General features: G+C 55.8%; 27 protein-coding genes. 14 read left to right on the top strand and 13 right to left on the bottom strand.

Going from position 1 to position 25,969, the window contains the following annotated elements; all coding sequences use genetic code 11:
- The first annotated feature begins 166 nt into the window (after nucleotides 1-166).
- The 6 genes from AC3WOK_RS15390 to paeA all read left to right on the top strand — a co-directional run bounded on the left by AC3WOK_RS15390 (nucleotide 167) and on the right by paeA (nucleotide 7,777).
- Nucleotides 167-1,318, top strand: coding sequence for a Gfo/Idh/MocA family protein (locus tag AC3WOK_RS15390; RefSeq protein ID WP_063430253.1), 1,152 nt, complete (start codon nucleotides 167-169; stop codon nucleotides 1,316-1,318).
- A gap of 16 nt (nucleotides 1,319-1,334) precedes the next feature.
- Nucleotides 1,335-2,519 carry a Gfo/Idh/MocA family protein gene (locus tag AC3WOK_RS15395; protein ID WP_492354769.1) on the top strand — a complete coding sequence of 395 codons (1,185 nt, stop codon included), beginning with the start codon at nucleotides 1,335-1,337 and terminating at the stop codon, nucleotides 2,517-2,519.
- Nucleotides 2,516-3,583 carry a Gfo/Idh/MocA family protein gene (locus AC3WOK_RS15400; protein WP_492354770.1) on the top strand — a complete coding sequence of 356 codons (1,068 nt, stop codon included), beginning with the start codon at nucleotides 2,516-2,518 and terminating at the stop codon, nucleotides 3,581-3,583. The genes AC3WOK_RS15395 and AC3WOK_RS15400 overlap by 4 nt, the downstream gene beginning before the upstream one ends.
- Nucleotides 3,584-3,595: 12 nt before the next feature.
- Complete coding sequence (locus AC3WOK_RS15405; protein ID WP_492354771.1) at nucleotides 3,596-4,618, top strand: Gfo/Idh/MocA family protein; 1,023 nt, start codon at nucleotides 3,596-3,598, stop codon at nucleotides 4,616-4,618.
- Between the two features lie 78 nt (nucleotides 4,619-4,696).
- Complete coding sequence (locus AC3WOK_RS15410) at nucleotides 4,697-6,244, top strand: MFS transporter (RefSeq protein WP_492354772.1); 1,548 nt, start codon at nucleotides 4,697-4,699, stop codon at nucleotides 6,242-6,244.
- Between the two features lie 195 nt (nucleotides 6,245-6,439).
- Nucleotides 6,440-7,777, top strand: coding sequence for a polyamine export protein PaeA (gene paeA, locus AC3WOK_RS15415; protein WP_047346150.1), 1,338 nt, complete (start codon nucleotides 6,440-6,442; stop codon nucleotides 7,775-7,777).
- Between the two features lie 71 nt (nucleotides 7,778-7,848).
- On the opposite strand, the gene AC3WOK_RS15420 is transcribed toward paeA, so the two are convergent.
- On the bottom strand, nucleotides 7,849-8,055 hold the full coding sequence (locus tag AC3WOK_RS15420; protein ID WP_008501430.1) for a DUF1107 domain-containing protein: 207 nt from the start codon (nucleotides 8,053-8,055) through the stop codon (nucleotides 7,849-7,851).
- Nucleotides 8,056-8,378: 323 nt separating this feature from the next.
- Between AC3WOK_RS15420 and AC3WOK_RS15425 the strand changes: the two genes are divergently transcribed.
- Nucleotides 8,379-8,936 (top strand): YtfJ family protein, encoded by a 558-nt coding sequence (locus AC3WOK_RS15425; protein WP_492354773.1) that lies wholly within the window; start codon nucleotides 8,379-8,381, stop codon nucleotides 8,934-8,936.
- On the opposite strand, the gene cysQ is transcribed toward AC3WOK_RS15425, so the two are convergent.
- Nucleotides 8,930-9,670 (bottom strand): 3'(2'),5'-bisphosphate nucleotidase CysQ, encoded by a 741-nt coding sequence (gene cysQ, locus AC3WOK_RS15430; protein WP_047346148.1) that lies wholly within the window; start codon nucleotides 9,668-9,670, stop codon nucleotides 8,930-8,932. The genes AC3WOK_RS15425 and cysQ overlap by 7 nt on opposite strands.
- A 190-nt stretch (nucleotides 9,671-9,860) precedes the next feature.
- Between cysQ and AC3WOK_RS15435 the strand changes: the two genes are divergently transcribed.
- The gene (locus AC3WOK_RS15435; protein ID WP_492354774.1) at nucleotides 9,861-11,804 is read left to right on the top strand and encodes a bifunctional 2',3'-cyclic-nucleotide 2'-phosphodiesterase/3'-nucleotidase; all 1,944 of its coding nucleotides are present in this window, start codon (nucleotides 9,861-9,863) and stop codon (nucleotides 11,802-11,804) included.
- A gap of 83 nt (nucleotides 11,805-11,887) precedes the next feature.
- On the opposite strand, the gene AC3WOK_RS15440 is transcribed toward AC3WOK_RS15435, so the two are convergent.
- Nucleotides 11,888-12,274, bottom strand: a complete 387-nt coding sequence (locus tag AC3WOK_RS15440; RefSeq protein ID WP_059311910.1) for a winged helix-turn-helix transcriptional regulator — start codon at nucleotides 12,272-12,274, stop codon at nucleotides 11,888-11,890.
- Between the two features lie 84 nt (nucleotides 12,275-12,358).
- On the opposite strand from AC3WOK_RS15440, the gene AC3WOK_RS15445 reads away from it, so the two are divergent.
- The 3 genes from AC3WOK_RS15445 to AC3WOK_RS15455 all read left to right on the top strand — a co-directional run bounded on the left by AC3WOK_RS15445 (nucleotide 12,359) and on the right by AC3WOK_RS15455 (nucleotide 15,154).
- Nucleotides 12,359-13,207 carry an SDR family oxidoreductase gene (locus tag AC3WOK_RS15445; RefSeq protein WP_492354775.1) on the top strand — a complete coding sequence of 283 codons (849 nt, stop codon included), beginning with the start codon at nucleotides 12,359-12,361 and terminating at the stop codon, nucleotides 13,205-13,207.
- Nucleotides 13,208-13,288: 81 nt separating this feature from the next.
- Nucleotides 13,289-14,113: an AraC family transcriptional regulator gene (locus AC3WOK_RS15450; RefSeq protein WP_492354776.1), complete on the top strand. Its 825-nt coding sequence runs from the start codon at nucleotides 13,289-13,291 to the stop codon at nucleotides 14,111-14,113.
- Nucleotides 14,114-14,188: 75 nt separating this feature from the next.
- Nucleotides 14,189-15,154: a DMT family transporter gene (locus AC3WOK_RS15455; protein ID WP_059311913.1), complete on the top strand. Its 966-nt coding sequence runs from the start codon at nucleotides 14,189-14,191 to the stop codon at nucleotides 15,152-15,154.
- A gap of 87 nt (nucleotides 15,155-15,241) precedes the next feature.
- On the opposite strand, the gene AC3WOK_RS15460 is transcribed toward AC3WOK_RS15455, so the two are convergent.
- Complete coding sequence (locus tag AC3WOK_RS15460) at nucleotides 15,242-16,891, bottom strand: methyl-accepting chemotaxis protein (protein ID WP_047346142.1); 1,650 nt, start codon at nucleotides 16,889-16,891, stop codon at nucleotides 15,242-15,244.
- Between the two features lie 243 nt (nucleotides 16,892-17,134).
- Between AC3WOK_RS15460 and ytfE the strand changes: the two genes are divergently transcribed.
- On the top strand, nucleotides 17,135-17,797 hold the full coding sequence (ytfE, locus tag AC3WOK_RS15465) for an iron-sulfur cluster repair protein YtfE (RefSeq protein WP_047346141.1): 663 nt from the start codon (nucleotides 17,135-17,137) through the stop codon (nucleotides 17,795-17,797).
- Nucleotides 17,798-17,882: 85 nt separating this feature from the next.
- Here the strand turns inward: ytfE and cycA are convergent, their stop codons facing one another.
- Together cycA and bamJ are read right to left on the bottom strand one after the other, a co-directional pair.
- Nucleotides 17,883-19,292, bottom strand: a complete 1,410-nt coding sequence (gene cycA / locus AC3WOK_RS15470) for a D-serine/D-alanine/glycine transporter (protein WP_032662435.1) — start codon at nucleotides 19,290-19,292, stop codon at nucleotides 17,883-17,885.
- Between the two features lie 311 nt (nucleotides 19,293-19,603).
- Nucleotides 19,604-20,224 (bottom strand): BamJ family beta-barrel-assembly machinery protein, encoded by a 621-nt coding sequence (gene bamJ / locus AC3WOK_RS15475; protein ID WP_008502892.1) that lies wholly within the window; start codon nucleotides 20,222-20,224, stop codon nucleotides 19,604-19,606.
- A gap of 233 nt (nucleotides 20,225-20,457) precedes the next feature.
- Here bamJ and AC3WOK_RS15480 point away from each other — a divergent pair, with 233 nt between their 5' ends.
- Nucleotides 20,458-21,096 carry a LysM-like peptidoglycan-binding domain-containing protein gene (locus AC3WOK_RS15480; RefSeq protein WP_492354777.1) on the top strand — a complete coding sequence of 213 codons (639 nt, stop codon included), beginning with the start codon at nucleotides 20,458-20,460 and terminating at the stop codon, nucleotides 21,094-21,096.
- Nucleotides 21,097-21,141: 45 nt separating this feature from the next.
- Here AC3WOK_RS15480 and AC3WOK_RS15485 read toward each other — a convergent pair whose 3' ends face one another.
- The 5 genes from AC3WOK_RS15485 to rpsF all read right to left on the bottom strand — a co-directional run bounded on the left by AC3WOK_RS15485 (nucleotide 21,142) and on the right by rpsF (nucleotide 23,663).
- On the bottom strand, nucleotides 21,142-22,071 hold the full coding sequence (locus AC3WOK_RS15485) for a DMT family transporter (RefSeq protein ID WP_492354778.1): 930 nt from the start codon (nucleotides 22,069-22,071) through the stop codon (nucleotides 21,142-21,144).
- Between the two features lie 152 nt (nucleotides 22,072-22,223).
- Nucleotides 22,224-22,673 carry a 50S ribosomal protein L9 gene (gene rplI / locus AC3WOK_RS15490; protein ID WP_059311871.1) on the bottom strand — a complete coding sequence of 150 codons (450 nt, stop codon included), beginning with the start codon at nucleotides 22,671-22,673 and terminating at the stop codon, nucleotides 22,224-22,226.
- Nucleotides 22,674-22,714: 41 nt separating this feature from the next.
- Nucleotides 22,715-22,942, bottom strand: a complete 228-nt coding sequence (gene rpsR, locus AC3WOK_RS15495) for a 30S ribosomal protein S18 (RefSeq protein WP_000135199.1) — start codon at nucleotides 22,940-22,942, stop codon at nucleotides 22,715-22,717.
- Between the two features lie 4 nt (nucleotides 22,943-22,946).
- Nucleotides 22,947-23,261, bottom strand: coding sequence for a primosomal replication protein N (priB, locus tag AC3WOK_RS15500; protein ID WP_492354779.1), 315 nt, complete (start codon nucleotides 23,259-23,261; stop codon nucleotides 22,947-22,949).
- A 6-nt stretch (nucleotides 23,262-23,267) separates the two neighbouring features.
- On the bottom strand, nucleotides 23,268-23,663 hold the full coding sequence (gene rpsF, locus AC3WOK_RS15505; protein WP_014068637.1) for a 30S ribosomal protein S6: 396 nt from the start codon (nucleotides 23,661-23,663) through the stop codon (nucleotides 23,268-23,270).
- A 341-nt stretch (nucleotides 23,664-24,004) separates the two neighbouring features.
- Between rpsF and yjfY the strand changes: the two genes are divergently transcribed.
- Nucleotides 24,005-24,280, top strand: coding sequence for a DUF1471 family protein YjfY (gene yjfY, locus AC3WOK_RS15510; protein WP_047346137.1), 276 nt, complete (start codon nucleotides 24,005-24,007; stop codon nucleotides 24,278-24,280).
- Between the two features lie 141 nt (nucleotides 24,281-24,421).
- Here yjfY and AC3WOK_RS15515 read toward each other — a convergent pair whose 3' ends face one another.
- Both AC3WOK_RS15515 and AC3WOK_RS15520 read right to left on the bottom strand, forming a co-directional pair.
- Nucleotides 24,422-25,108, bottom strand: a complete 687-nt coding sequence (locus AC3WOK_RS15515) for an L-ribulose-5-phosphate 4-epimerase (protein ID WP_447854998.1) — start codon at nucleotides 25,106-25,108, stop codon at nucleotides 24,422-24,424.
- A complete protein-coding gene (locus tag AC3WOK_RS15520; protein ID WP_063430273.1) occupies nucleotides 25,101-25,961 on the bottom strand; it encodes an L-ribulose-5-phosphate 3-epimerase in 861 nt (286 codons plus the stop codon). The genes AC3WOK_RS15515 and AC3WOK_RS15520 overlap by 8 nt, the downstream gene beginning before the upstream one ends.
- Nucleotides 25,962-25,969 lie beyond the last annotated feature (8 nt).

The raw sequence follows: 25,969 nt of genomic DNA on the forward strand, positions 1-25,969 counted from the left end.
TTGCAAATATTTGCAGAAACAGCACGTTGATTTTAAAAACAAATTTCACGAAGCCTGGAGATTACTTAACCACCCTGCGAGTATTCTCACAAAAACACATTGTCGCTGCCGCTCCCCTTTCCTATTTTCCGGTCATCACTCATTTCAACTGAAATTAAGGTGTGACATGGAGAAGGTACGTTTTGGCATTATTGGAATAGGTAATATCGGTACGGTCCACGCGCGTTATTTACTGGCGGGTACGGTCAGCGACGCCTGCCTGGCGGCGGTTTGCGATAATGCAGTGGAAAAACACCCGGCCATTCGCCAGCTGGTCGGCACCCTCCCTCTTTTCAGCGACGCGCAGGAGATGCTCCAGAGCGGGCTTATCGACGCGGTGATTGTCGCGACTCCCCACTACGACCACCCGCGCCTGTCGATGCTGGCAATGCGCCACGGCATCCACACCCTGTGTGAAAAACCGGCGGGCGTGTATACCGCCCAGGTTCAGGAGATGAACGCCTGCGCCCAGGCGTGCGACGTGGTGTTCGGCATCATGTACAACCAGCGCCCGAACCCGCTCTACCAGAAGGTGAAAGATCTGATCGACAGCGGCGAGCTGGGCGAGATCCGCCGCTCCAACTGGATCATCACCAACTGGTATCGCTCGCAGAGCTACTACAACTCCGGCGGCTGGCGCGCCACCTGGAAAGGAGAAGGCGGCGGCGTACTGCTCAACCAGGATCCGCATCAGCTCGATCTCTGGCAGTGGCTGGTCGGCATGCCGGTTCGCCTGCGCGCGTTTTGCCAGTTCGGCAAGCATCGCGATATCGAAGTGGAGGACGAGGTCACCGCCTATGCCGAGTACGCCAGCGGCGCGACGGGGGTGTTTATCACGACCGTGGCGGAAACGCCGGGGACCAACCGGCTGGAAATCGTCGGCGATCGCGGCAAGGTGGTCGTCGAAGAGGGGAAGCTGCGCTACTGGCGGCTGCGTGAGTCCGAAACCGATTTTAACGCCCGCTGGCAAAACGGTTTTGGTGAACCCGAATGCTGGGAGGTCACGCTTCCCGTCGCCCCGGAGTGCAGCGAACACCACGTCATAACCGCCAATTTCTGTGCCGCCATCCTGCGCGGCGAACCGCTCATTGCACCGGGCCTGGAAGGGATCAACGGGCTGACGCTCTCCAACGCCATGCACCTCTCCACCTGGACCGACGACTGGGTCGAACTCCCGCTCAACGAGAAACAGTATCTGCGCCTGCTTCAGCAGCGCATCAGCACCTCAGTGGCTAAAGAGACAGCCAGCGTCACGCTGGATGCCTCCGGCACCTGGTAACTCCGGAGAAGAAACGATGTTAAATGTCGCTATCGTGGGAACAGGGAATATCTCGCATAACCATATTCAGGGCTATTTGCAGTTTGGCCAGCGCTGCCGGATCGTCGCGCTGGTGGATATCTACCCGGAAAAAGCCCACGAGAAAAAAACGCGCTACGGCCTGACGGACGCCCGCGTGTATGAAAGCCACCAGCAGATGCTGGCGTCAGAGCCGAATATCGACATCGTCGACGTCTGCACGCCGCCCTACGTCCATGCGGAGATAAGCATTGATGCCCTCAATGCCGGCCGCCATGTGCTGTGCGAAAAGCCGATGGCCGCCTCGCTGGAGGAGTGCGACGCCATGCTCGCCGCGCAGAAGGCCAGCGGCAAAACGCTCGCCATCATTGCGCAAAACCGCTTTACCGACGCCTTCTGGCGTTTAAAAGCAGCGCTGGATTCAGGGCTTGCTGGCAAGGTCTGCCATGCCCAGGTGGATTCGTTCTGGTGGCGCGGACACTGCTACTACGACCTGTGGTGGCGCGGTACCTGGGAAAAAGAGGGCGGCGGCTGCACGCTTAACCACGCGGTTCACCACATCGACGCCATTCAGTGGATGCTGGGCTTCCCGTCCGAGGTGGTGGCCATGATGACCAACGTGGCGCACGACAACGCTGAAGTCGAAGATCTCAGCGCCGCGATATTTAAATACCCCAGCGGCGCGCTCACACAGCTTACCGCCTCGGTCGTGCACCACGGGGAAGATCAGAAAATCATTATCCAGGGTGACAAGGCGCGCATCTCCGCCCCGTGGCAGGCCTTTGCCAGCCTCAGCGCCGATAACGGCTTCCCGCAGGAGGATCGGGATCTGCAGCGGGAAGCGCAGCTCAACGCCGTTTTTCAGGAGACGCCGAAGCTCGAGTGGACGCTGCACACCGGGCAGATTAACGACCTGCTTTATGCCATCGAGCACGGCTCGGCGCCGTTAGTGGACGGCCTGCAGGGCAAACGCTCCCTGGAGCTGATTACCGCGATTTATAAATCCGCCATTACCCGCAGCGTGGTCTCGCTGCCGATTCAGCGCGACGATCCGTTTTACCGCACCGGCGGGACGAACGCTCTCGCCCCCCGTTTTTATGAAAAATCCGCAAGCGTTGCCAACTTCAGCGAAGTCGGTGCGATTCCCCTTGGCAAAGATCTGGATGAAGGAGTGACACCATGAACAAAAATGACGGTATGAACTACGCGCCGGTCGGTAAGCCACAGCCGGTCGTGAAGGAAGGCGAATTTGTCTTTGCCGCGGCCGCGCTCGACCACGGCCATATTTACGGCATGAGTAACGGCCTGATTGAAGCTGGCGCCACGCTCAAATGGGTGTACGACCCTGACCCGGCAAAAGTGGATAAATTCATCCAGCAGTATCCGCAGGCAAAGGTTGCAGAATCCCTGGACGTGATACTCGCCGACGACGAGGTGCGTCTGGTGGCAGGGGCCGCTATACCCTCCGAGCGCTGCGCGCTGGGGCTGAAAGCGATGGCGGCAGGCAAGGACTACTTCACGGATAAAGCGCCGCTCACCACCCTTGAGCAGCTGGAAGATGCCAAAGCCATGGTGAAAAAAACGGGGCGGAAATACGCCGTGTACTACAGCGAACGCCTGCACGTTGAGAGCGCGGTCTTTGCCGGACAGCTGGTGCAGCAAGGGGCCATTGGCCGCGTCGTACAAACGCTGGGGACTGGCCCGCACCGGGAAGGGAGCGGCCGCCCGGACTGGTTCTACGATCGACGCTATTTCGGGGGCATTCTGTGCGATATCGGCAGCCACCAGATTGAGCAGTTCCTTTTTTACACCGGCAACAGCGACGCCACCGTGGTGGCAAGCCAGGTGCGCAACGTTAAACACCCGCAGTATCCCGCCTTTGAAGATTTTGGCGATGCCATGCTGAAAGGGGAAAACGGCGCCAGCGGCTATTTCCGCTGCGACTGGTTTACCCCTGACGGTCTCTCTACCTGGGGCGATGGCCGCCTGACGCTACTCGGCACCGAAGGCTATATCGAAATCCGCAAATATGTCGATCTCACCCGCGGCGAGCAGGACGTGGTGTATCTCGTTAATAAAGAGGGAGAGTTCCGCTATCCGGTCGCTGGACAGGTGGGGTTCCCGTTCTTTGGCGAACTGATCCTCGACTGCTTGCATCGTACTGAAAACGCCATGACCCAGGCACACGCCTTCAGGGCGGCGGAGCTCTGCGTGAAGGCTCAGATGCTGGCCAACGCGACGGAATAACGGGAGGCGACGATGACGATCCTGAACACGGCCTTAATTGGCGCAGGGGCGATTCACGGTTGCCATGTAAACGCGCTGCGCCAGCTCCCCAGCGTTGCGCTGCGCGCGCTGGTCGATACCGATAGCGTCAAAGGGCTGAAGCTGGCGATGGGCTACCAGTGCCGCTTTTATCAGGATTACCGGGAAATGCTGCTGGATGATGCCATCGACGTGGTCCATATCTGCACGCCGCATTTCGAGCATAAAAGCATGATCCTGGCGGCTCTCGCCGCCGGGAAGCATGTTTTCTGCGAAAAACCGGTGGGCATGAACAGCAGCGAACTCGTGGATATCACCCGCGCCGCTGAACGGGCGCCGGGCCTGCTCGGCGTGTGCTATCAGAACCGGCTCAACCCCACCAGCCTGCGCATTCGCCAGACGCTGGACGATGGCGGGCTGGGAAAAATGCTCAGCATCAAGGCGGTGCTGACGTGGTCGCGCGCGGGCGCGTACTACACCGAAAGCCCGTGGCGCGGGCGGCTGGCAACGGAAGGCGGCAGCCTGCTGATCAACCAGGCCATTCATACCCTCGACCTGATGCAGTGGTTCGCTGGCGGCGCAACGCGCGTGAAAGGCGTGGTCGATAGCGGTGAGCTGGCGGACGTGACCGAAGGCGAAGATAGCGCAATGGCGACGCTGCATTTTGCCAACGGCGCACGCGGTCTGTTTTACGCCAGCAACTGCAACACCACCGACTCCCCGCTCCTGATGGAGATCCACTGTGAGCGGGGCTCGCTGCTGCTGAATGACAATGTGCTCTGGCGCGTGACGCCGGGCGAGCGCGTAAGGCTGGCGACCGACGACTCGCCTGACGGCTCGGTCAAAAGCTACTGGGGCCTGGGACACGAGCAGGCGATCCGCCGTTTTTATCACGCTATCACCCACCCGGGAAACGCGGGTTACACCGACATCCGTGAAGCCGGAAAATCACTCACCCTTGTGGAGGCTATTTACCGCTCATCTCAATTAAGACAATGGATAGATATCAATAATTAGAACGTAATTTGTATTCCAGCAGTAAATAAAAAAACGACCCAAATATGGGTTTATAGCTACCCTACACTGGATATTATTATGGTCAAACCAACTGAACGTAGAGTGGGTTATGGCGTGGCGCTTGGCTACGGCATAACCGATCTTTTTGGCGGAGGCGCTTTCGCCATTATCGGCACCTGGCTGTTATTTTTTTATACCACCTACTGCGGGCTCTCGGTTATTGAAGCGGGATCTATATTTGCCATTGCCCGCGTTATCGATGCGCTGTTAAGCCCGATTATGGGGTATATCACCGATAATTTCGGCGATACCTGGCTCGGGCGTAAATTTGGCCGTCGCCGCTTCTTTTTATTACTCAGTTCCCCGTTAATGTTTTTATATGCCCTGCTGTGGATGACCGATATGGGGTACTGGTACTACCTGGGCACTTACCTCTCCATTGAATTACTGTCGGCGATGGTGCTGGTGCCCTGGGAGACCCTGGCGGCTGAGATGACTAACCGCTACGAAGAGCGTAGCCGCCTCTCCGGCGTGCGTATGATCTGCTCCCAGCTGGGCGGTTTTCTTGCGGTTTCGGTTCCCGGCGTCATTATGCAGTTCACCGGTAAAGATAATCCGTTTACCTATACGCTGACCGGGCTGATCTTTTCCTGCATCTTCTGCATTGCGGTATTTATTACCTGGTACACCACGTGGGAAGCGAAGGATGTGCAACAGGAGTCTACGTTTAAAGTAGAGAATCACCGCAGCAGCGGGATCCTCAATCACCTGAAATATCTGGTGCTGGATCTCTTCTCCTCCTTCCGTATTCGCGCGTTCCGTCTGCACATTATTATTTATATCTTTTCGTTTACGGCGATGGACGTATTCGGGTCGGTCTTTACCTATTATGTCGTTTATTGCCTGAGCCAGGATGCGGCAGCCGTGTCGGGCTGGCTGAGCATTGCGGCTTTCGCCTCGGTGCCCGGCACCTATGGATTTATGCTGCTGTTGAACCGTCTGAACATGACGCCGTCTGCCGCCCTGCGTCTCTCCTACGGCTGTATTTTCCTGGTACTGGCCTTCCTGTTTACGGTTTACCTGACCAAAACGCAGGTGCCGACGCTGCTGTTCTCGGCGGTCTTTATCCTGCTCGGTGCCGCCCGCTCTGGCCTCTATTACATTCCGTGGAACATCTACAGCTTCATTCCGGATATTGACGAGATGGTAACCCAGCAGCGCCGCGAAGGCATTTTTGCCGGCGTGATGGTCCTGACGCGCAAAAGCACCGTGGCGATTGCCATCATGATTATTGGCCTGGTGCTGCAGGAGTCCGGCTTTGTGAAGGGCAGCGGCGCGCAGCCTGAAAGCGCGCTGGGGGCGATTATAGGCCTGATGATTTTCGCGACGGCCGCCCTGCTGGCGGTAAGCTTCTTCACGACCTACAAGTTCAGGCTCACCCGCGAGACGCATAAGCTGCTCCTCAGGGAGATTGCGCGCCGCAAGCTGGGCGGAGACTATCGTGACTGCGACGCCAGGACCCGCGTGGTGATCAAACAGCTTACAGGCTATGAGTACGACCAGGTATGGGGAGGCGATGCGACCCGACGGGCAGAAGGAAACGCCCGTTTATCCGCCGCGAAATAACCCCTCTTACCGGACAGCATCAGGCTGTCCGGTCTGTTTTATGCCAAAAATGTGACCTCTGGCAGATTTACATCTCTTTACGCTATACTACCCGCTGAAATAATCGGCTCAACGCTACGAGCTGACGTTCAATGTGTCTTCAGACAAATGGTATCAACTCCCCTTCTGAGGATCTGGCGATAAGCCGGATAAACTATGTTAAACAGTATTTTAGTAATACTTTGTCTTATTGCCGTCAGTGCATTTTTCTCGATATCTGAGATCTCGCTGGCCGCATCCCGTAAAATCAAACTGAAGCTGCTTGCAGACGAAGGCAACATCAATGCCACCCGCATCCTGAAAATGCAGGAAAACCCCGGCATGTTCTTCACCGTGGTGCAGATCGGCCTCAACGCGGTCGCCATTCTCGGCGGTATCGTGGGCGATGCGGCGTTTTCCCCGGCGTTTTATAGCCTCTTTGTAAAGTACATGTCCGTTGAACTGGCCGAACAGCTGAGCTTTATCCTTTCCTTCTCGCTGGTGACCGGGCTGTTCATCCTCTTCGCTGACCTTACCCCGAAACGCATCGGTATGATTGCGCCAGAAGCCGTGGCTTTGCGTATCATCAACCCGATGCGCTTCTGTCTGTACGTGTTCCGTCCGCTGGTGTGGTTCTTCAACGGCCTGGCGAACGTGATTTTCCGCATCTTTAAGCTGCCGATGGTGCGTAAAGATGACATCACCTCTGACGACATTTATGCGGTCGTGGAAGCCGGCGCGCTGGCCGGGGTGCTGCGTAAGCAGGAGCACGAGCTGATTGAAAACGTATTCGAACTGGAATCCCGTACCGTGCCCTCTTCCATGACGGGCCGTGAAAATATTATCTGGTTCGATTTACACGAAGACGAGCAGAGCCTGAAGACCAAGGTGGCGGAGCATCCGCACTCTAAGTTCCTGGTCTGCAATGAGGATATCGACCACATCATCGGTTACGTCGACTCCAAAGACCTGCTGAACCGCGTGCTGGCGAACCAGAGCCTGGCGCTCAACAGCGGCGTACAGATCCGCAATACCCTGATTGTGCCGGACACCCTGACGCTCTCAGAAGCGCTGGAAAGTTTCAAAACCGCCGGGGAAGATTTCGCGGTTATCATGAACGAATACGCGCTGGTGGTCGGTATTATCACCCTCAACGACGTAATGACCACGCTGATGGGCGACCTTGTTGGCCAGGGGCTGGAAGAGCAGATTGTTCAGCGTGACGAAAATTCATGGCTGATTGATGGCGGTACGCCGATTGAAGACGTGATGCGCGTGCTGGATATCGACGAGTTCCCGCAGTCCGGCAACTACGAGACCATCGGCGGCTTTATGATGTTTATGCTGCGTAAAATCCCGAAACGTACCGACTCGGTGAAGTTCTCCGGCTATAAGTTTGAGGTGGTGGATATTGATAACTACCGCATCGACCAGCTGCTGGTGACGCGAATCGACAACAAACCGACCGTACTGGTGCCGAAGCTGCCGGATGCGGAAGAGAAGGTGTCGGCGTAAGGCTCCTGCCCCCACAAACATCAACGGCTCCCATTGGGAGCCGTCTTTTTATCTACTGCATAGCACGTTGGTTAAGCCATCTCAGTTTGCAGACGCATAACCTGACGGTTGACTTCGGACATCACAGACAGGTGCTGTTTGTCCTTCACTTTTGGGACAAGGATCTTGCCCTTATCAAACTCAAAAGCGCCAACATCCTTGATATACAACCGTCCACGGAACAGGATCTTCACGTACTTCGCCACCTGAAGCGGGTTGTAGCGTTGGAAAATTTTCATTCTTGTATCTCCTGCGAATCATACGCTCTTGCGGTGCCACAATCGGCCCGACTGTCCTGAGCGCAAATTTTAATGCCCAATGACTATAGACCAGAACTACGTTGTTACCCAGTATGCATAAGTTTATTTACCGTTTGATTACAATTATTCAGAATAATCTTTGCAAACCGTCACTGAGGGCAGTATAAGCCGTCGTTTTTTCATGGATATGTGCGTTCACCCGCAAACTGGCATCCGGATTGCGGGAAAACCACATTGATCGCACTTATCATTAAAGCGTATGACCAAGTGGTCGGATCACCTGCAAACAATAAGGAAACGCCATGACCCTACGTAATATCCTTGCAGCAGCTTGCCTGCTGCTGCCTCTGTGGGCTTCCGCTCACAACATTGAAAAAGGACAACGTATACCGCCAGTCGGCATTGCTGACCGGGGAGAATTGATTCTCGACAATGATAAGTTTAGCTACAAACCCTGGAATAGCGCGCAGCTCGCAGGCAAAGTGAGAGTTGTACAACATATTGCCGGTCGTACATCCGCAAAAGAGAAAAATGCCAACCTGGTGGAAGCGATCAAATCCGCAAAATTCCCCCATGACCGCTACCAGACGACCACCATTGTTAACACTGACGACGCCATTCCAGGCTCCGGAATGTTTGTGCGCTCAAGCCTTGAGAGCAATAAAAAGCTCTACCCGTGGTCGCAGTTTATTGTCGACAGCAACGGCGTAACCCGTAAGGCCTGGCAGCTGGAGGAAGAGAGTTCTGCGATCGTTGTGCTCGATAAAGAGGGCCGCGTGCAGTGGGTCAAAGACGGTGCGTTAACCCAGGAAGAGGTGCAGCAGGTTGTCGACCTGCTGCATAAGCTGTTGGCTCAATAAATAGAGACGCGGAAGCCGGGGTTGAGGAACGATTCGCGCGGGGTATAGTCCAGCGGCTTGCCCTGCCAGTCATGAACGTGCGCTCCGGCGGCCGCGGCAACCGCATGACCTGCCGCGGTATCCCAGACGTTGGTTGGTCCAAAGCGGGGGTACAGCTGCGCCTGACCTTCCGCCACCAGGCAGAACTTCAGCGATGAGCCAATCGAGGTGGTCTGGTGTTCACCCAGCTGCTGCAGATACTCCTGCAGCTCGCTGTCGCTGTGCGAGCGGCTGATCACCACCAGCGGTGGACGCGCATCCCGCACCTGGATCTGCTTGCGCACGCCGCACTCTTCCTTCCAGGCCTTCCCTTCTGCGGCGCTGTACATCACCTTCATTACCGGCGCGTATACCACGCCCAGCACCGCTTTGCCTTTCTCAATCAGGGCAATGTTGACGGTGAACTCACCGTTGCGCTTGATGAACTCTTTTGTCCCGTCCAGCGGGTCGACCAGCCAGTAGCGCTGCCAGTGCTGGCGCTCGTCCCAGCTTTGCGGCGCTTCTTCAGACAAAACGGGAATGTCCGGCGTTAAGGCCTGTAACCCTTGCAGGATCACCTTATGCGCCGCGATATCTGCCGCCGTGACCGGAGAGTCGTCGGCTTTGCTGACAACCTCCATCGGTTTATTACCGTCATACACCTGCATGATGGCATCTCCCGCATCCCGTGCGAGCTGACAAATTTTATCTAGCATTTTCCACCTCTTTGTTAACGCAGTGAGGTTAACTCTTTGTTTTAGTTATATCGTAATGTGAACAATTCCGCTATCTGTGAAGCAATTCCGGTTTCAGGTCGCTTTTTTCTGTCAGGATTCACATTTCTGTAAGCAACACGCTATAGATACATACTCTTTTGTGGCATGGATCGAAAAAAGGACTCCTCTGATGATTAAGTTTAGCGCAACGCTCCTGGCGACGCTGATTGCAGCGAGCGTACAGGCGGCGACGGTCGATCTGCGTATTCTCGAAACGACCGATCTTCACAGCAACATGATGGACTTCGACTACTACAAAGATACCCCGACGGAAAAATTCGGACTGGTACGCACGGCAAGTTTGATAAACGCCGCGCGCGGTGAGGTGAAAAATAGCGTGCTGGTCGATAACGGCGATCTCATTCAGGGCAGCCCGCTCGGCGATTACATGGCGGCGAAAGGCCTGAAAAAAGGCGAGATCCATCCTGTTTATAAAGCAATGAACACGCTGGACTATGCCGTCGGCAACCTCGGTAACCACGAATTCAACTACGGCCTGAAATACCTGCATGACGCGCTGGCAGGAGCCAAATTCCCGTACGTTAACGCCAATATCATCGACGTTAAGACCCAAAAGCCGCTGTTTACGCCTTACCTGATTAAAGAAACAGAGGTAGTCGACCAGGACGGTAAAAAGCAGACGCTGAAAATCGGCTATATCGGCTTCGTACCGCCGCAAATTATGACGTGGGATAAGGCGAACCTCAGCGGCAAAGTCACCGTTAACGACATTACCGAGACGGCGCGTAAATACGTGCCGGAAATGCGTGAGAAAGGGGCGGATCTGGTGGTCGTCGTCGCCCATTCCGGCCTCTCTGCCGATCCGTATCAGGCCATGGCCGAAAACTCCGTTTACTACCTGAGTGAAGTTCCGGGCGTTGACGCGATCCTCTTCGGCCACGCTCACGCGGTCTTCCCGGGCAAAGATTTTTCCAGCATCAAAGGGGCGGATATCGAAAAAGGGACGCTCAATGGCGTGCCGTCGGTGATGCCAGGCATGTGGGGCGACCATCTTGGCGTGGTGGATCTGGTGCTGAATAACGACGGCGGCAGCTGGAAGGTCACGCAGTCAAAAGCCGAAGCGCGCCCGATTTACGACGCGGCGGCTAAAAAGTCACTGGCGGCGGAAGATAAAAAACTGGTCGAGGTGCTGATGCACGATCACGACGCCACGCGCGACTTCGTCAGCAAACCGATCGGCAAATCCGCCGACAACATGTACAGCTACCTGGCGCTGGTTCAGGATGACCCAACCGTTCAGGTGGTCAATATGGCGCAGAAAGCCTATGCCGAACACTTTATTCAGGGCGATCCGGATCTGGCAAAACTGCCGGTGCTCTCCGCCGCTGCGCCATTCAAGGTAGGCGGGCGTAAGAATGACCCGGCAAGCTATGTGGAAGTCGAAAAAGGCCAGCTGACCTTCCGTAACGCCGCCGATCTCTACCTCTACCCGAACACGCTGGTGGTAGTAAAAGCGACCGGCCAGGAGGTGAAAGAGTGGCTGGAGTGCTCCGCCGGGCAGTTTAACCAGATTGACCCGCACAGCAGTAAGCCGCAGTCGCTGATTAACTGGGACGGTTTCCGCACCTACAACTTCGACGTGATCGACGGCGTGAATTACCAGATTGACGTCACCCAGCCGGCGAAATATGACGGCGAGTGTCATGCAGTTAACCCGCAGGCGGAACGCATCAAAAACCTGACCTTCAACGGCAAGGCGATAGACCCGGGAGCCACTTTCCTGGTCGTGACCAATAACTATCGCGCCTACGGCGGTAAGTTTGCCGGTACGGGAGACAGCCACATCGCCTTCGCCTCGCCGGACGAAAACCGCTCGGTGCTGGCGGCATGGATCGGCGCCGAATCGAAAAAGGCAGGGGAAATTCACCCGGCAGTGGATAACAACTGGCGTCTGGCGCCGATCCACAGCGATACGCCGCTGGACATCCGCGTTGAAACGTCACCGTCCGATAAGGCAGCCGCGTTTATTAAGGATAAGGCGCAGTATCCGATGAAAAAGGTGGCGACGGATGATATCGGGTTCGCGATTTATCAGGTGGATTTGAGCAAGTAGCGGTGATTGTGCCGGGTGGCGCTTCGCTTACCCGGCCTACGAACTGCGGGTAGGCCGGGTAAGGCGAAGCCGCCACCCGGCTTTTACGCCGCACGATCGTCCCGATTCGCCATCACCTTCGGCGTATTTACCTCAATCCAGTCCGCCAGCGCGGCGACTTTCTCGCTGACCTCAATACCCAACGGCGTCAGGCTATACTCTACGTGCGGCGGCACAACCGGATACGACACGCGATCGACAAACCCGTCCAGCTCCAGCGCCTGGAGTGACTGGGACAGCATCTTTTCGCTTACTCCGCCCATTTTACGGCGCAGATCGCTAAAGCGGTGCGTTCCCGCGCGCAGGGCCAGCAGAATCAGTACTCCCCAGCGGCTGGTCACGTGTTTAAGCACCTCCCGCGAAGGACACTGTTCCGCGAAGAGATTGCCATCGCGCATTTGTTCGCTGAGCGTCGGAATCGTTGTTTTCATACTTACCTTTTTGTACGTACTTACTAAAAGTTAGCTATGGTGCTAGTGTGCCACAACACCAGACAAACACGAAGGAGATTCATCATGATCGCAATTACCGGCGCTACCGGCCAGCTTGGCCATCTCGTTATCGAACAGCTGTTGAAAACCGTACCGGCCAGCCAGATTGTAGCCATCGTACGTAACCCGGCGAAAGCGGAAGCCTTAAGCCAGCAGGGTATTGTGGTTCGTCAGGCTGATTATACGGACGAAGTCACCTTCACCGCCGCGCTGAGCGGCGTGGATAAACTGCTGCTGATCTCCTCCAGCGAAGTGGGCCAGCGCGCGACCCAGCACCAGAACGTCATTAACGCCGCCAAAGCCGCCGGCGTGAAATTTATCGCCTACACCAGCCTGCTGCATGCGGACAAATCACCGCTCGGTCTTCACGTTGAACACGTCCAGACCGAAAAAGCGCTGGCAGCGTCAGGCGTGCCATATGCCCTGCTGCGCAACGGCTGGTACACCGAAAACTATCTGGCGAGCGCACCGCCGGCGCTGGAGCATGGCGTCTTTATTGGTGCGGCAGGCGAAGGCAAAATTGCCTCTGCGACCCGTGCAGATTACGCGGCGGCTGCAGCCAAAGTCGTTTCTGAGGAAGGTCACGCTGGTAAGGTGTATGAACTGGCGGGCGACAGCGCGTGGACGCTGAGCGAACTGGCTGCTGAACTGAGCGAGCAGAGCGGTAAGCCGGTGGCGTATCAGAACCTGAGCGAAGCGGATTTTGCCGCCGCGCTGAAGGGCGTTGGCCTGCCTGCCGGGCTGGCGGATATGCTGGCGGACTCCGACGTGGGCGCCTCGAAAGGCGGCCTGTTCGACGACAGCCGTACCCTGAGCAAGCTGATCGGCCGCCCGACCACAACGCTGGCGGAGAGCGTCAAAGCCATCCTGTAATTGTTAAGGACTGGTTATTTTTTGTGGCATCCCCTCGGGTCATCTTTGATAATGAAGAGATGACCCACGAGGAGGCTCACCGTGCAAGGCGTACCGGAACAGTTCATTGATGAGAGAGACAGCGCGCGCTTTCGCCATCTGGCGCAGGTGCCGGGCATCGAGCTCTATCACGCGCATATTTCCCGCTATGCCTTTGAGCCTCACACGCACGAAGCCTTCGGTATCGGCACCATTGAAACCGGTGCCGAACGCTTTCGCTATCGCGGCACCCAGCATCTCGCCCCTGAAAAATCCGTCGTGACCATGAACCCGGACGAGATCCATACCGGCGAGTCCGCCACCGAAGACGGCTGGCGCTACCGGATGGTTTATATCGAGCCCGACCTGCTGGAAGAGGTCACCGGCCTCCGGCACTGGTGGTTTAGCGATGTAACCCGTTATGACCCGCTGCGCTCGCAGCAAATCGGCAGGCTCATTTATGGCTTGTGGCATACGGACGATCCGCTGGCGCAAAAAGGGTTGCTGCTGGATCTGATCGAGACCTTTCAGCCGTTAGCCCGCCACGCGCCGGTCGTTCACGAAGGTGCGCATCGGTTCGAACGGGTACGCGAGTATCTGCACGATAACTATATGCACGCCCTGACGCTGGACGAGCTGGCAAGCATCGTCTCGCTGAGCCCTTACCATTTCCAGCGCCAGTTCAAAGCCCATTTTCACGTGACGCCGCATCAGATGCTGATGGCCATCCGCCTGTGGCGCGCCAAAGCGTTCCTCACGCACGGCATGCCCGCAGCCGAAGTCGCTGCCGCGGCCGGGCTGACCGACCAGTCGCATTTAACCCGCGCGTTTACCCGCCGCTACGGCATTACGCCCGTGCGCTACCAGAAGCAGGTCACCCGGCGCTAATGCGCAATCTCATACAATACGCGCCCCTTTCTCCCGCCTACACTGAGCGCAACGTGAATCAATGTGGATGGAAAAATGATTAGTGGTGTGTTGTATGCCCTGCTGGCCGGGATGATGTGGGGACTGATTTTTGTCGGCCCGCTGATCGTGCCCGAGTACCCGGCAATACTGCAGTCGACCGGACGTTACCTTGCGCTGGGGCTGATTGCCCTGCCCCTGGCGTGGCTGGGACGCGCGCGCCTGCGCCAGCTCAGCCGTCAGGACTGGAGCACCGCGCTGGCGCTGACCATGATGGGCAATCTTATCTATTACGTTTGCCTCGCCAGCGCCATTCAGCGCACCGGCGCGCCGGTATCCACCATGATTATCGGCACGCTGCCGGTCGTTATCCCCGTCTTTGCGAACCTGCTCTACAGCCACCGCGACGGCAAACTGGCGTGGTCAAAAATGACGCCAGCGCTGATTTGCACCGCCGTGGGTCTGGTATGCGTCAATATCGCCGAGCTGCGTCATGGGCTGGTGGATTTTGACCTGTGGCGTTACGGTTCTGGCATTTTGCTGGCGTTCATTTCCGTGGCCTGCTGGGCCTGGTATGCCTTGCGCAATGCGCGCTGGCTGCGGGAGAACCCGGACAAGCATCCGATGATGTGGGCGACGGCACAGGCGCTGGTCACGCTACCCGTCTCACTGGTGGGGTATGTCGGGGCGTGCATCTGGTTAGGCCATCAACAGCCCGACTTCGCCCAGCCCTTCGGGCCAAGACCGTGGGTGTTTATTGGCCTGATGGTGGCGATTGCGGTGCTGTGTTCATGGGTGGGTGCGCTGTGCTGGAACATTGCCAGCCAGAAGCTGCCGACGGTGATCTTAGGGCCGCTGATTGTCTTCGAAACCCTGGCCGGGCTGCTTTATACCTTCCTGATGCGCCAGAGCGTGCCGCCGCTGTTAACGGCCTGCGGGATTGCGTTGCTGGTGGTAGGGGTGGTGATGGCGGTAAGGGCGAAGCCGGAAAAACCGAGGGTCGTTCCGGCGTCGGAGCTGTGATTTTTGCCGGGTGGCGGCTACGCCTTACCCGGCCTACGAGGAGCGGTATTGTAGGCCGGGTAAGCGTCAGCGCCACCCGGCATGATATTAAAACGTTTCCCAGTTCGCTTCAGACGCAGCCGCTACGGGCTGCGCTTTAGGCACATAGGTTTTCACCGGAGCCGCCTTCACCGCCTGGTTGCGGGTGATTTTAAACACCGCCACCGCTTCGTTCAGGCGTGCAGCCTGATCTTCCAGCGCCGCCGCCGCGGCCGCAGACTCTTCAACCAGCGAGGCGTTCTGCTGGGTCACGCGGTCCATCTCGGCCACCGCCTGACCTACCTGATCGATACCGCGGCTCTGCTCGTCAGAGGCCGAGGCAATCTCACCCATGATGTCGGTAACGCGGGTGACCGCATTCACAATCTCTGCCATCGTGGCGCCGGCTTCATTAACCAGCTGCGAACCCGCGTTTACGCGCTCGCCGGAATCATCGATCAGCGCTTTTATCTCTTTTGCCGCCTGGGCGCTGCGCTGGGCAAGGGTACGCACTTCACCGGCCACGACCGCAAAGCCACGGCCCTGTTCGCCTGCACGCGCCGCTTCCACCGCCGCGTTCAGCGCCAGGATGTTAGTCTGGAAGGCAATCCCGTCGATCACGTTAGTAATTTGCGCGATTTTGCTGGAGCTTGTAGCGATCTCGTCCATCGTGCGTACCACGCCTTCCACCACGTTGCCGCCCTTCTTCGCGGTTGAGGAGGCATCCAGCGCCAGACGCGAAGCCTGACGCGCGTTATCGGCGTTCTGCTTTACGGTTGCCGTCAGCTGTTCCATGCTGGCAGCCGTCTCTTCCAGAGAAGCGGCCTGCTGCTCGGTGCGGGAAGAGAGATCGTTACTGCCGGCAGAAATTTCACCTGCACCGGTATAAATGGTATCTGCACCTTCCCGCACCACCCCCACGGTGTTCGCCAGCGAGGTTTGCATTTCCTGCACGTTGCGCGCCAGGATCGCCATTTCATTTTTACCGTCTGCCTGAATCGGCTGGGTTAAATCCCCTGCCGCAATGGCGCGGATATGGTTAATCACCTCTTCCAGAGGCAGCAGCAGCACGCGGCGCATGGCAATCCAGCTGGAGATAATCACCACAACCACCAGCAGCATGACCGCAGAGAGGATCCACAGGATGTGCTTGTAATCACTTTCATTATCCTGAATGCCTTTATCCGTGAGCGCGGCCTGCGCTTCACGCCATTCACGATAAACCGTCTGCATCGCGTTTTGCTTTTGTTCGGCATTCTGCTTGAACATATCTTCCAGATTGCCCTGGCCCAGCAGAACGTTCATTTGCGTCAGCGTGGAAGAGTATATGCGGTACTGCTCTTCGAGTCGGTTAGCCAGGTTCTCATCCAGCCCTGGGGTATTTGGCAACGCATAATATTTATCGTAATGAACCTGGGCTTCAGCCAGCAGGTTTTTCGCCGTGGTCACCAGCTCGTTCAACTGGCCGCCGTTAATTTGAGAGGCCATGCTACTTTGCAGACGCAGCATCCCGCGGTTCAGGGTGACGCGCGCCTGGTTCAGACTGATCCACGCATCGGTAAACTCCGCCACGTTCTTGCTGGAGAGCTGCGATACGGTGAAGTTGTCTTTATCGTTATTCAGCGCGTTGATAAAGATACCCGCGGAAATCACTTGCATGATGCCGAGCACAAGCAGCACCGAAATAAGAAGGGTAATGACTTTTATACGTTTAAACATGCGTAGCCTTTGTTATATGCAGGTTTGTCTGACGTGGATATATCGGCAGGCGCGGCGGGTTGTTTACTGTTTCTACACCTTTAAAAAGTTTCTAAACCATTTTCCTGAGCCCATTCAGGGAGTTAAAAAGGCTATTTTTTGTGATCTACATCTCATTTTTACCCTTCCCTCTAAAGGGGTATAGCGCCGCCTTAAAGATGCATTTAATATGCAACTTATATTATTGATGACGAGGTAACTGATATGGCCTTTCGCGACCAACCCCTCGGCGAGCTGGCGCTCTCCATTCCTCGCGCTTCTGCGCTGTTCCGTAAATACGATATGGATTACTGCTGCGGCGGTAAGCAAACCCTGGCACGTGCGGCTTCCCGCAAGGAGCTGGACGTTGAGGTGATTGAAGCAGAGCTGGCGGAGCTGGCCCAGCAACCCGTCGATAAAGACTGGCGAACCGCCCCGCTCGCGGAAATCATTGACCATATCATCGTGCGTTACCATGACCGTCACCGTGAACAGCTGCCGGAGCTGATCCTGCAGGCAACCAAAGTGGAGCGCGTACACGCCGACAAACCTTCCGTACCGCGCGGCCTGGCGAAATACCTGACGATGCTGCACGAAGAGCTTTCCAGCCACATGATGAAAGAAGAACAGATCCTCTTCCCGATGATCAAACAGGGAATGGGTAGCCAGGCAATGGGGCCAATCAGCGTGATGGAAAGCGAACATGATGACGCCGGCGAGCTGCTGGAAGTGATCAAACACACCACCAACAACGTCACGCCGCCGCCAGAAGCGTGCACAACGTGGAAAGCGATGTACAACGGCATTAACGAAACGATCGACGATCTGATGGAACACATCAGTCTTGAGAACAACGTTCTGTTCCCGCGTGCATTAGCCGGGGAATAAAAAGGCCCGGTGGCGCTAGCGCTTACCGGGCCTACAACTCCTCGAACGTAGGCCGGGTAAGCGTCAGCGCCACCCGGCAACAGGCTTAACGCATGCCTGCCATACGTTTCTTACCGATAAACACCCAGCCCAGCCCCAGCGCGATAAACCACAGCGGCGTGACGATCAGCGCCTGACGGGTATCATCTTCCAGCGTCAGCAGAACCAGCACGAATACGAAGAACGCCATGCACACCCAGCACATCAGCTTACCCAGCGGCATCTTGTAGATCGATTTTTCATGCAGGTGTGGACGCTGCTTGCGGTACACCAGGTATGAACACAGGATGATGGTCCAGACGAACATAAACAGGATCGCAGAGACCGTGGTAATCATGGTAAACGCGCCAATCACGCTTGGGTTCACGTAGAGCATCACCACGCCACCCAGCAGGCACATGCAGGAGAAGGTCAAACCTTTCGCCGGTACCGCACGCTTAGACAGCTTCGCGAAGGCGCTCGGCGCCACGCCTTCCTGCGCCAGACCAAACAGCATACGGCTGGTTGAGAACACGCCGCTGTTGGCAGATGAAGCCGCAGAGGTCAGCACCACGAAGTTAATCAGGCTCGCGGCAGCAGGCAGGCCTACCAGCACGAACAGTTCAACGAACGGGCTCTTGGTTGGCACCACGGAGCTCCACGGCGTCACGGACATAATAATGACCAGCGCGAAGACGTAGAACATGATGATACGAACCGGAATGGAGTTAATGGCGCGCGGAAGAGACTTCTCGGGATCTTTGGTCTCTGCTGCCGTGGTTCCCACCAGCTCAATCCCCACGAAAGCAAACACCGCAATCTGGAAGCCGGCAAAGAAGCCGCTGATGCCTTTCGGGAACCAGCCGCCGTCATTCCACAGATGGGTAAACGAGGCCTGAACGCCCGTTGGCGACTGGAAATGAGTAAGAACCATCACCAGACCCACAACGATGAGCCCGACAATCGCCACGATTTTGATCATCGCGAACCAGAACTCCATCTCACCGAACATTTTAACGGTGGCGAGGTTCAGGCTCAGCAGCAGAACAATGACCGCCAGCGAAGCCACCCAGTCCGACAGCCCCGGGAACCAGAACTGCGCGTAAGCCGTAATCGCCACGACATCCGCCATACCGGTCACGACCCAGCAGAACCAGTAGGTCCAGCCGGTGAAATAGCCCGCCCACGGTCCGAGCAGGTCTGAAGCAAAGTCGCTGAAGGATTTGTATTCGAGGTTCGAGAGCAGCAATTCACCCATTGCACGCATCACGAAGAACAGCATAAAGCCGATAATCATATAAACGAATATGATTGACGGCCCGGCCAGACTAATGGTTTTGCCTGACCCCATAAACAGCCCGGTACCGATGGCACCCCCAATGGCGATGAGCTGAATATGACGGTTTGTGAGATTGCGCCGTAGCGACTGTTCAGACGACGCCTCTTCGTCGGCGACGACTTTGACCTGATCTACCATGTGATATTTTCCTGTTTATGCCTGTCTGTGTTGTTAAGGCTCTTCTGGCCTTTAAATACGTCAAAGGATGACGTTCCCTTGTAAGGGCTAATCGATATTAGGTAAGAATCGGCGGGATGAATACTATGATTTAGATATTATGTTAACAATATGTTGAAAGTGAGTGTCATATCACTCATACAGCGCGAAACAGCTCACAAAAATACACGCAACTGTTTCGTTTGCAAGATAAAATGTTGATTGCGTCGTAACTATAGGTTTTAACACTATTTTCCTCTCCCCAACCGGGAAGAGGAAATAAGAAAAGTCGATTACAGAATTTCCAGCAGCTCGACTTCAAACACCAGGGTGCTGAATGGCGGAATGGACGCGCCAGCGCCACGTTCGCCGTATGCCAGGTTATGTGGGATAGTCAGTTCCCATTTGGAACCCACTGGCATCAGGGTCAGCGCTTCGATCCAACCCGCGATAACGCCATTCACCGGGAATTCAGCCGGTTCGCCGCGTGCCACGGAGCTGTCGAAGACGGTGCCGTCGATAAGCTTACCGGTGTAGTGTACGCGAACGTGATCGGTACGCGCCGGGATTGCGCCATCGCCCTGATTGATCACGCGGAACTGCAGACCGGACTCGGTGCTGTTCACGCCTTCACGCTCACGGTTCTCTTCCAGATATTTCACGCCTTCGGCTGCCATTTCTTCAAAGCGCGCGCGACGCACGGCGTCAGCACGTTCGTGGATTTCACGCAGCGCGCGGTGCACAACGTCGACCGGAACGGCAGGCTGTTTGCCTTCCAGCGCGTCAGCGATACCCGCCACCAGCGCTTCTGGTAACAGACCTTCCAGGCCGGATTCGCTCAGCTGCTGTCCTACCTGCAAGCCGATACCGTAACTTGCCTGCGCTTCGATAGTGTCAAAAGTCGGGGTGGTCATGGGTTTTCCTTCCATCACATTTAAAGTAGCGGGCAGCATATCAGCCATGCCCTTATGGGTAAAACTTTGTCTGAAGTTAAGGTGACAAACCGCGACGAAACAGAAACAATAGAGATAACCAGGATTAATCCCGAACTGATGTCACGGATGTCGGGTTTGCTACGCCGTTCAGGCAGTTAGCAAACTATACTTCGGAGCACAGGATAAAAAATACGCGGAGCAGGAGGAGTGCCATGCCCGGGCGATTTGAACTGAAACCTACCCTGGCGAAAATCTGGCAGGCGCCGGACAATTTTCGCATCATGGATCCGCTGCCTCCTTTGCATCGCAGAGGGATCATCATTGGCGCGCTGATGGTGATCGTGGGCTTCCTGCTTCCTTCCGGGGGCGATGATGTTGATAACGCGCCCGTCACCCGCAACGCTCAGCTGGACATTCAGTCGCAAACGCGGCCGCAGCCTGACGCACAGCCGATGCAGACGCAGCTCGTCGCCCCGTCTAACGATCCGGGTCAGGTCGCGCCTGTTGAGCCAGAGCCCGTTCAGGAAGAACAGCCGCAGGAGCAGGCTACCGCTGAGCCACAGACGCAGCAGCCCACCGGCATTGAGCAACAGTGGCGTTACTATCGCGTAGAGCCGGGCAAAACCCTGGCGCAGCTGTTCCGCGACCATAACCTGCCGCCGACCGACGTATATGCTATGGCGAAAGTGGAAGGCGCGGGTAAGCCGCTCAGTAACTTGCAGAATGGTCAGATGGTGCAGATTCGCCAGAATGCCAGCGGTGTGGTGACAGGCTTAACGATTGATACAGGCAATGGTCAACAGGTGCTGTTTACCCGCCAGCCTGACGGCAGTTTTATTCGCGCACGCTAGTTCTGTAGGCCGGGTAAGGCGTAGCCGCCACCCGGCACACTGTTCTCAGGCACTCCGCTTATTTACCCACCAGATCCCCGAACAGACCAATACCAGCGCAATCGCATATTTGATATCCAGAATATTTTCCCCGAGGAAAATGGCGGATAATACTGTGCCTGCTACCGGCACAACGAAGTTAAACGGTGCAATCATACTGACGCGGTTTACTTTCAGCAGCACGCTCCACAGCGCAAAGGCTACGGATGAGAGCAGCGTCAGATACCCCAGCACGGCGATGGCCTTCATACTGTGCACTTCCAGCGTTCCGCCTGTCGCATATCCGCCCCCCACCAACACCAGTCCACCGATAGCCAGCTGCCAGCCCGTCATCACCGTGGGGTCGACGGTCTGGGAGATGCGTTTTCCGTAAAGCGTGGCAGCGGAGAGAATAAAAGCAGCCAGCACCACAAACCCGTCGCCATTCCAGACAAACTGGAAATCGCTTAACCCGCTGTGGAAGTTCACCAACATCACCCCGGTAAACCCGAGAATACAGCCCAGCGTTTTGTTATAGCTGAGTTTGTCGTTGTGGTAGATAAAGTGCGCCAACAGCACGCTGAAGAAGGTTCCAGTGGCGTTCATGATTGAACCATTCACCCCCGTCGTGTAGGCCAGGCCTATATAGAAGAAAGTGTACTGAATAGTCGTCTGGGTCAGGCCGAGGATGGTGAGCTGGCCAAACTGCGTGGGCGTAAGCCTGCCAATCGGTTTTCGCTGGGCCAATGCAAACAGCAGCAGCAACACACCGGCAAACAGGAAACGGTATCCGGCAAACACCACTTTCGATGGAATATCATCGGTTGCGATTTGGAAAAGCTCATAACCACTTTTAATGGCCGGGTAGGAGCTACCCCAGAGCAGACAGCAGAGCGTGGCGCAGGCATAGGCCACCTTTCGGCGAGCAAAGACAGGCGTGGGCAGAGCGGAATCCATGACAAATCTCATAAATAAAATTGCGTTTCAATTTATTATCAGAGAATGCGACAGGAATAGCTACCATACAAGAAGAAATGATGAATTCTGGCTCCCCAGAAAAGCAAAACGCCGGCACAAGGCCGGCGCTTCGACGTGAGCAGAGTAAAAAATTACTCAGCTACAACGTTAACAACCAGTTTAGCGAACACTTCGCTGTGAACCTGGAAGTCAACTTCGTGCTCACCAGTGGTACGCAGAACGCCGTTCGGCAGACGAACTTCGCTCTTAGCCACTTTAACGCCAGCAGCAGTTACTGCATCAGCGATATCGCGGGTACCGATGGAACCGAACAGTTTACCTTCGTCGCCAGCTTTGGAAGCGATGGTAACAGTGCCCAGTGCGTTGATTGACTCAGCGCGAGCATTAGCAGCCGCCAGAACGTCAGCCAGTTTGGCTTCCAGTTCAGCGCGACGTGCTTCGAAAAACTCTACGTTTTTCTTGGTAGCTGGAACAGCTTTACCCTGTGGAACCAGGAAGTTACGAGCGTAGCCCGCTTTAACGTTTACCTGATCACCCAGGCTGCCCAGGTTTGCTACTTTATCAAGCAGAATAACTTGCATTACCTTATCCTCTTAAAGTCGTATTAATGGACCGTGCCCGATTACTGATGACGATCAGTGTACGGCAGCAGGGACAGGTAGCGAGCGCGTTTGATAGCGCGAGCCAGCTGACGCTGGTATTTTGCACGAGTACCGGTGATACGGCTTGGGACAATCTTACCGCTTTCGGTGATGTAGTTTTTCAGCGTTGCGATATCTTTATAGTCGATCTCTTGAACGCCTTCCGCGGTGAAACGGCAGAACTTGCGACGACGGAAATAACGTGCCATATGGCTAGTCTCCAGAATCTATCAAATCAATCTGCTCGGCATGCAGAACCATTTTGCTCAGGCCGTTCTTTGCCTTGTGGCAAGAAATGAACCCCTGAACGATTACTGCGCTACCGACCGTTAAACTGTGAGTAATGGCCTGGTTTTCGTATCCGCTAATAATAACGGGCATTTGGCACCACGCCTGCCGGTGAAAACCGGCTTCCTCTTGCACAGAACGATGCTCAAGCACGAACTGGCAATGAGGAATTCCTGATGGACTGACCTTTCGAAGGGGAGCCCTGCATACGATGCCGGACAACGCCAGACGGTTGGTCATCAGAAATTACTCTTCAGAATCCCCAGCATCAGAATCATCTGCGGTTTCGTTTGCGAAATCATCGCGACGCTCACGGCGCTCGTCTTTCGCTTTAACCATCGGAGATGCTTCGGTAACTGCGTTTTTGGTACGCATAACCATGCTGCGGATAACGGCATCGTTGAAGCGGAAGGTAGTTTCCAGCTCATCGATCACTTCCTGCGGAGCTTCAACGTTCATCAGAACGTAGTGTGCTTTGTGCAGTTTGTTGATCGGGTAAGCCAGCTGACGGCGGCCCCAGTCTTCCAGACGGTGGATCGTACCTTCTGCACCAGTGATGGCAGCAGAGTAACGCTCGATCATACCCGGAACCTGTTCGCTCTGGTCAGGATGGACCATAAAAACGATTTCGTAATGACGCATCGAATTGCTCCTTACGGATTATTCAGCCTCCTGTCTGGGTCAGCCGAGGCCCGGGGAGGCAAGGAACGTGTTAAAGGTCGGCTGAAAAATTGACGCGTCATAATACTTGCGCCCCCCAGGAAACTCAAGCTGATTGCGCAAATAATTCGCACAAAGCGCGAAGCGGGTCTAAGTGGGTGATTTAAAATTAATCGCATCAGGAAGCGTTGTTTTTTTGAACAACTGCATCAGAAATGGTCACGCATCCTCGCCGGAGGAGTGATTACACTTTAATCAGAGACCACCTGAATTCAAGAAGGAGCATCCCCCCTCTCACAGCACGCAGTCGTGGAGCGCATATCATGAAAAAAATCGCATTAGCCGTAATGGCGGCGCTTTTGCTCAGTGCAAACGCGATGGCAGCCATCAAAATAGACGGCCGGCAGGCCAGAAACATGGATGATGTGCAAAGCTTGGGCGTCATTTACATCAATCATAATTTCGCCACGGAAAGTGAAGCAGATCAGGCACTAAACGAAGAAACCGATGCGCAGGGCGCAACCTATTACCACGTGATGTTAACCCGTGAGCCCGGCAGCAACGGCAACATGCACGCCAGTGCAGATATTTACCGATAACGCTTTAACGCTAGCACCAGGAAAGCCAACAACGAGAACATAGCCATAGTTTACGTTGCCCCCTGCCCGGGGGCTTTTTTTTATGAATGGCTCCGGAATACCACCGGTTACAACTGTTTTTCGGTATTCCAGAGCGCTTATTCACTTCTGCCCGTAGTAGGCATTCGGGCCGTGCTTACGCATAAAATGCTTGTTCATCAGGTAATCATCAATGCCCTGAAGCTGTGGATTGATGTCGCGGGCAATCCACGCCATTTTGGCCACCTCTTCCATCACCACGGCATTATGTACCGCGCCGTGAGCATCTTTACCCCAGGCGAACGGGCCGTGCTGGTACACCACAATCCCCGGCGTATGCAGCGGTTCACTTTCGCCCAACGTTTCGATGATGACCTTCCCGGTGTTGAGCTCGTACTCGACTTCCACTTCAGCCTGCGTTAATGCGCGCGTGCAGGGAATGTCGCCAAAGAAGTAGTCCGCATGCGTCGTCCCAAGTGCCGGTATAGGCAGACCCGCCTGTGCCCAGGCGGTGGCATGGGTCGAGTGGGTATGTACGACCCCACCAAGCGACGGATAACGCCGATACATCGCCAGGTGAGTCGCGGTATCCGACGAAGGCCGCCATTTGCCGTCAACGACACGCCCTTCGAGATCCACCACCACCATATCGTCTGCTTTCATGGCGTCATACGCCACACCGCTGGGCTTAATGACGATGAGGCCCTGCTCGCGATCGATAGCGCTGACGTTACCCCAGGTAAATGTCACCAGGCCATAACGAGGAAGATCCATGTTGGCCTCAAAGACCTGCTGCTTGAGCTTAAGCATGTTCAGCCTCCAGCAACCCCGCCCGCGCCATGCGCTCACGCACCCAGTCCCGTGCGTTTGCCACTTCTGCCGCCGGGTCGTCCGACGTTTCACTCCACATCTCAATCAGGTAAGGCCCGCAATAACCAGTCTGTTTGAGCGTTTCAAAGCACCGTTCGAAATCCACCACCCCGGTACCGAACGGAACATTTTTGAATACGCCTGGACGGGTATCTTTGACGTGCACCGCCACGATATGACCGACGCCCGCCTGCAGCTCCATCTGTACGTCATTATCCCATGCCGACAGGTTGCCGATATCGGGATAAAGCTGGAACCATGGATTATTGAGATAGTGCGCGTAGCCCAGCGCCTTGCTGATGGAGTTCATCAACGGGTAGTCCATGATCTCCATCGCCAGCGTGACCTGCGCGCGGCTTGCCATCTCAACGCTCTCTTTCAGACCATCGCGGAAACGACGGCGCGTTTCGTCATTGGCTTCCTGATAGTAAACGTCATAACCCGCCAGCTGAATCACGCGGATACCGACATCCTGGGCAAAGCGAATGGCTTTACGCATGATCTCCAGCCCCTGCGCACGCACGGCATCATCTTCACTCCCAAGAGGAAAACGGCGATGGGCGCTGAGGCACATGGAGGGCACTCGCACGCCCGTTTCAGCGATAGCGCTCACCAGCGCCAGACGTTGCTCCCGGCTCCAGTCGAGGCGAGAGAGGCGCTCGTCCGTCTCATCCACTGACATTTCGACAAAATCGAAACCCAGTTCTTTTGCCAGCTGCAGCCGCTCCAGCCAGCACTCCCCCGCAGGGAGTGCCTTTTCATAGATGCCAAGCGGGACCTGTTTTGACAACATACCCGCTC

The organism is Enterobacter sp. FW301-JW81, from assembly GCF_058788735.1.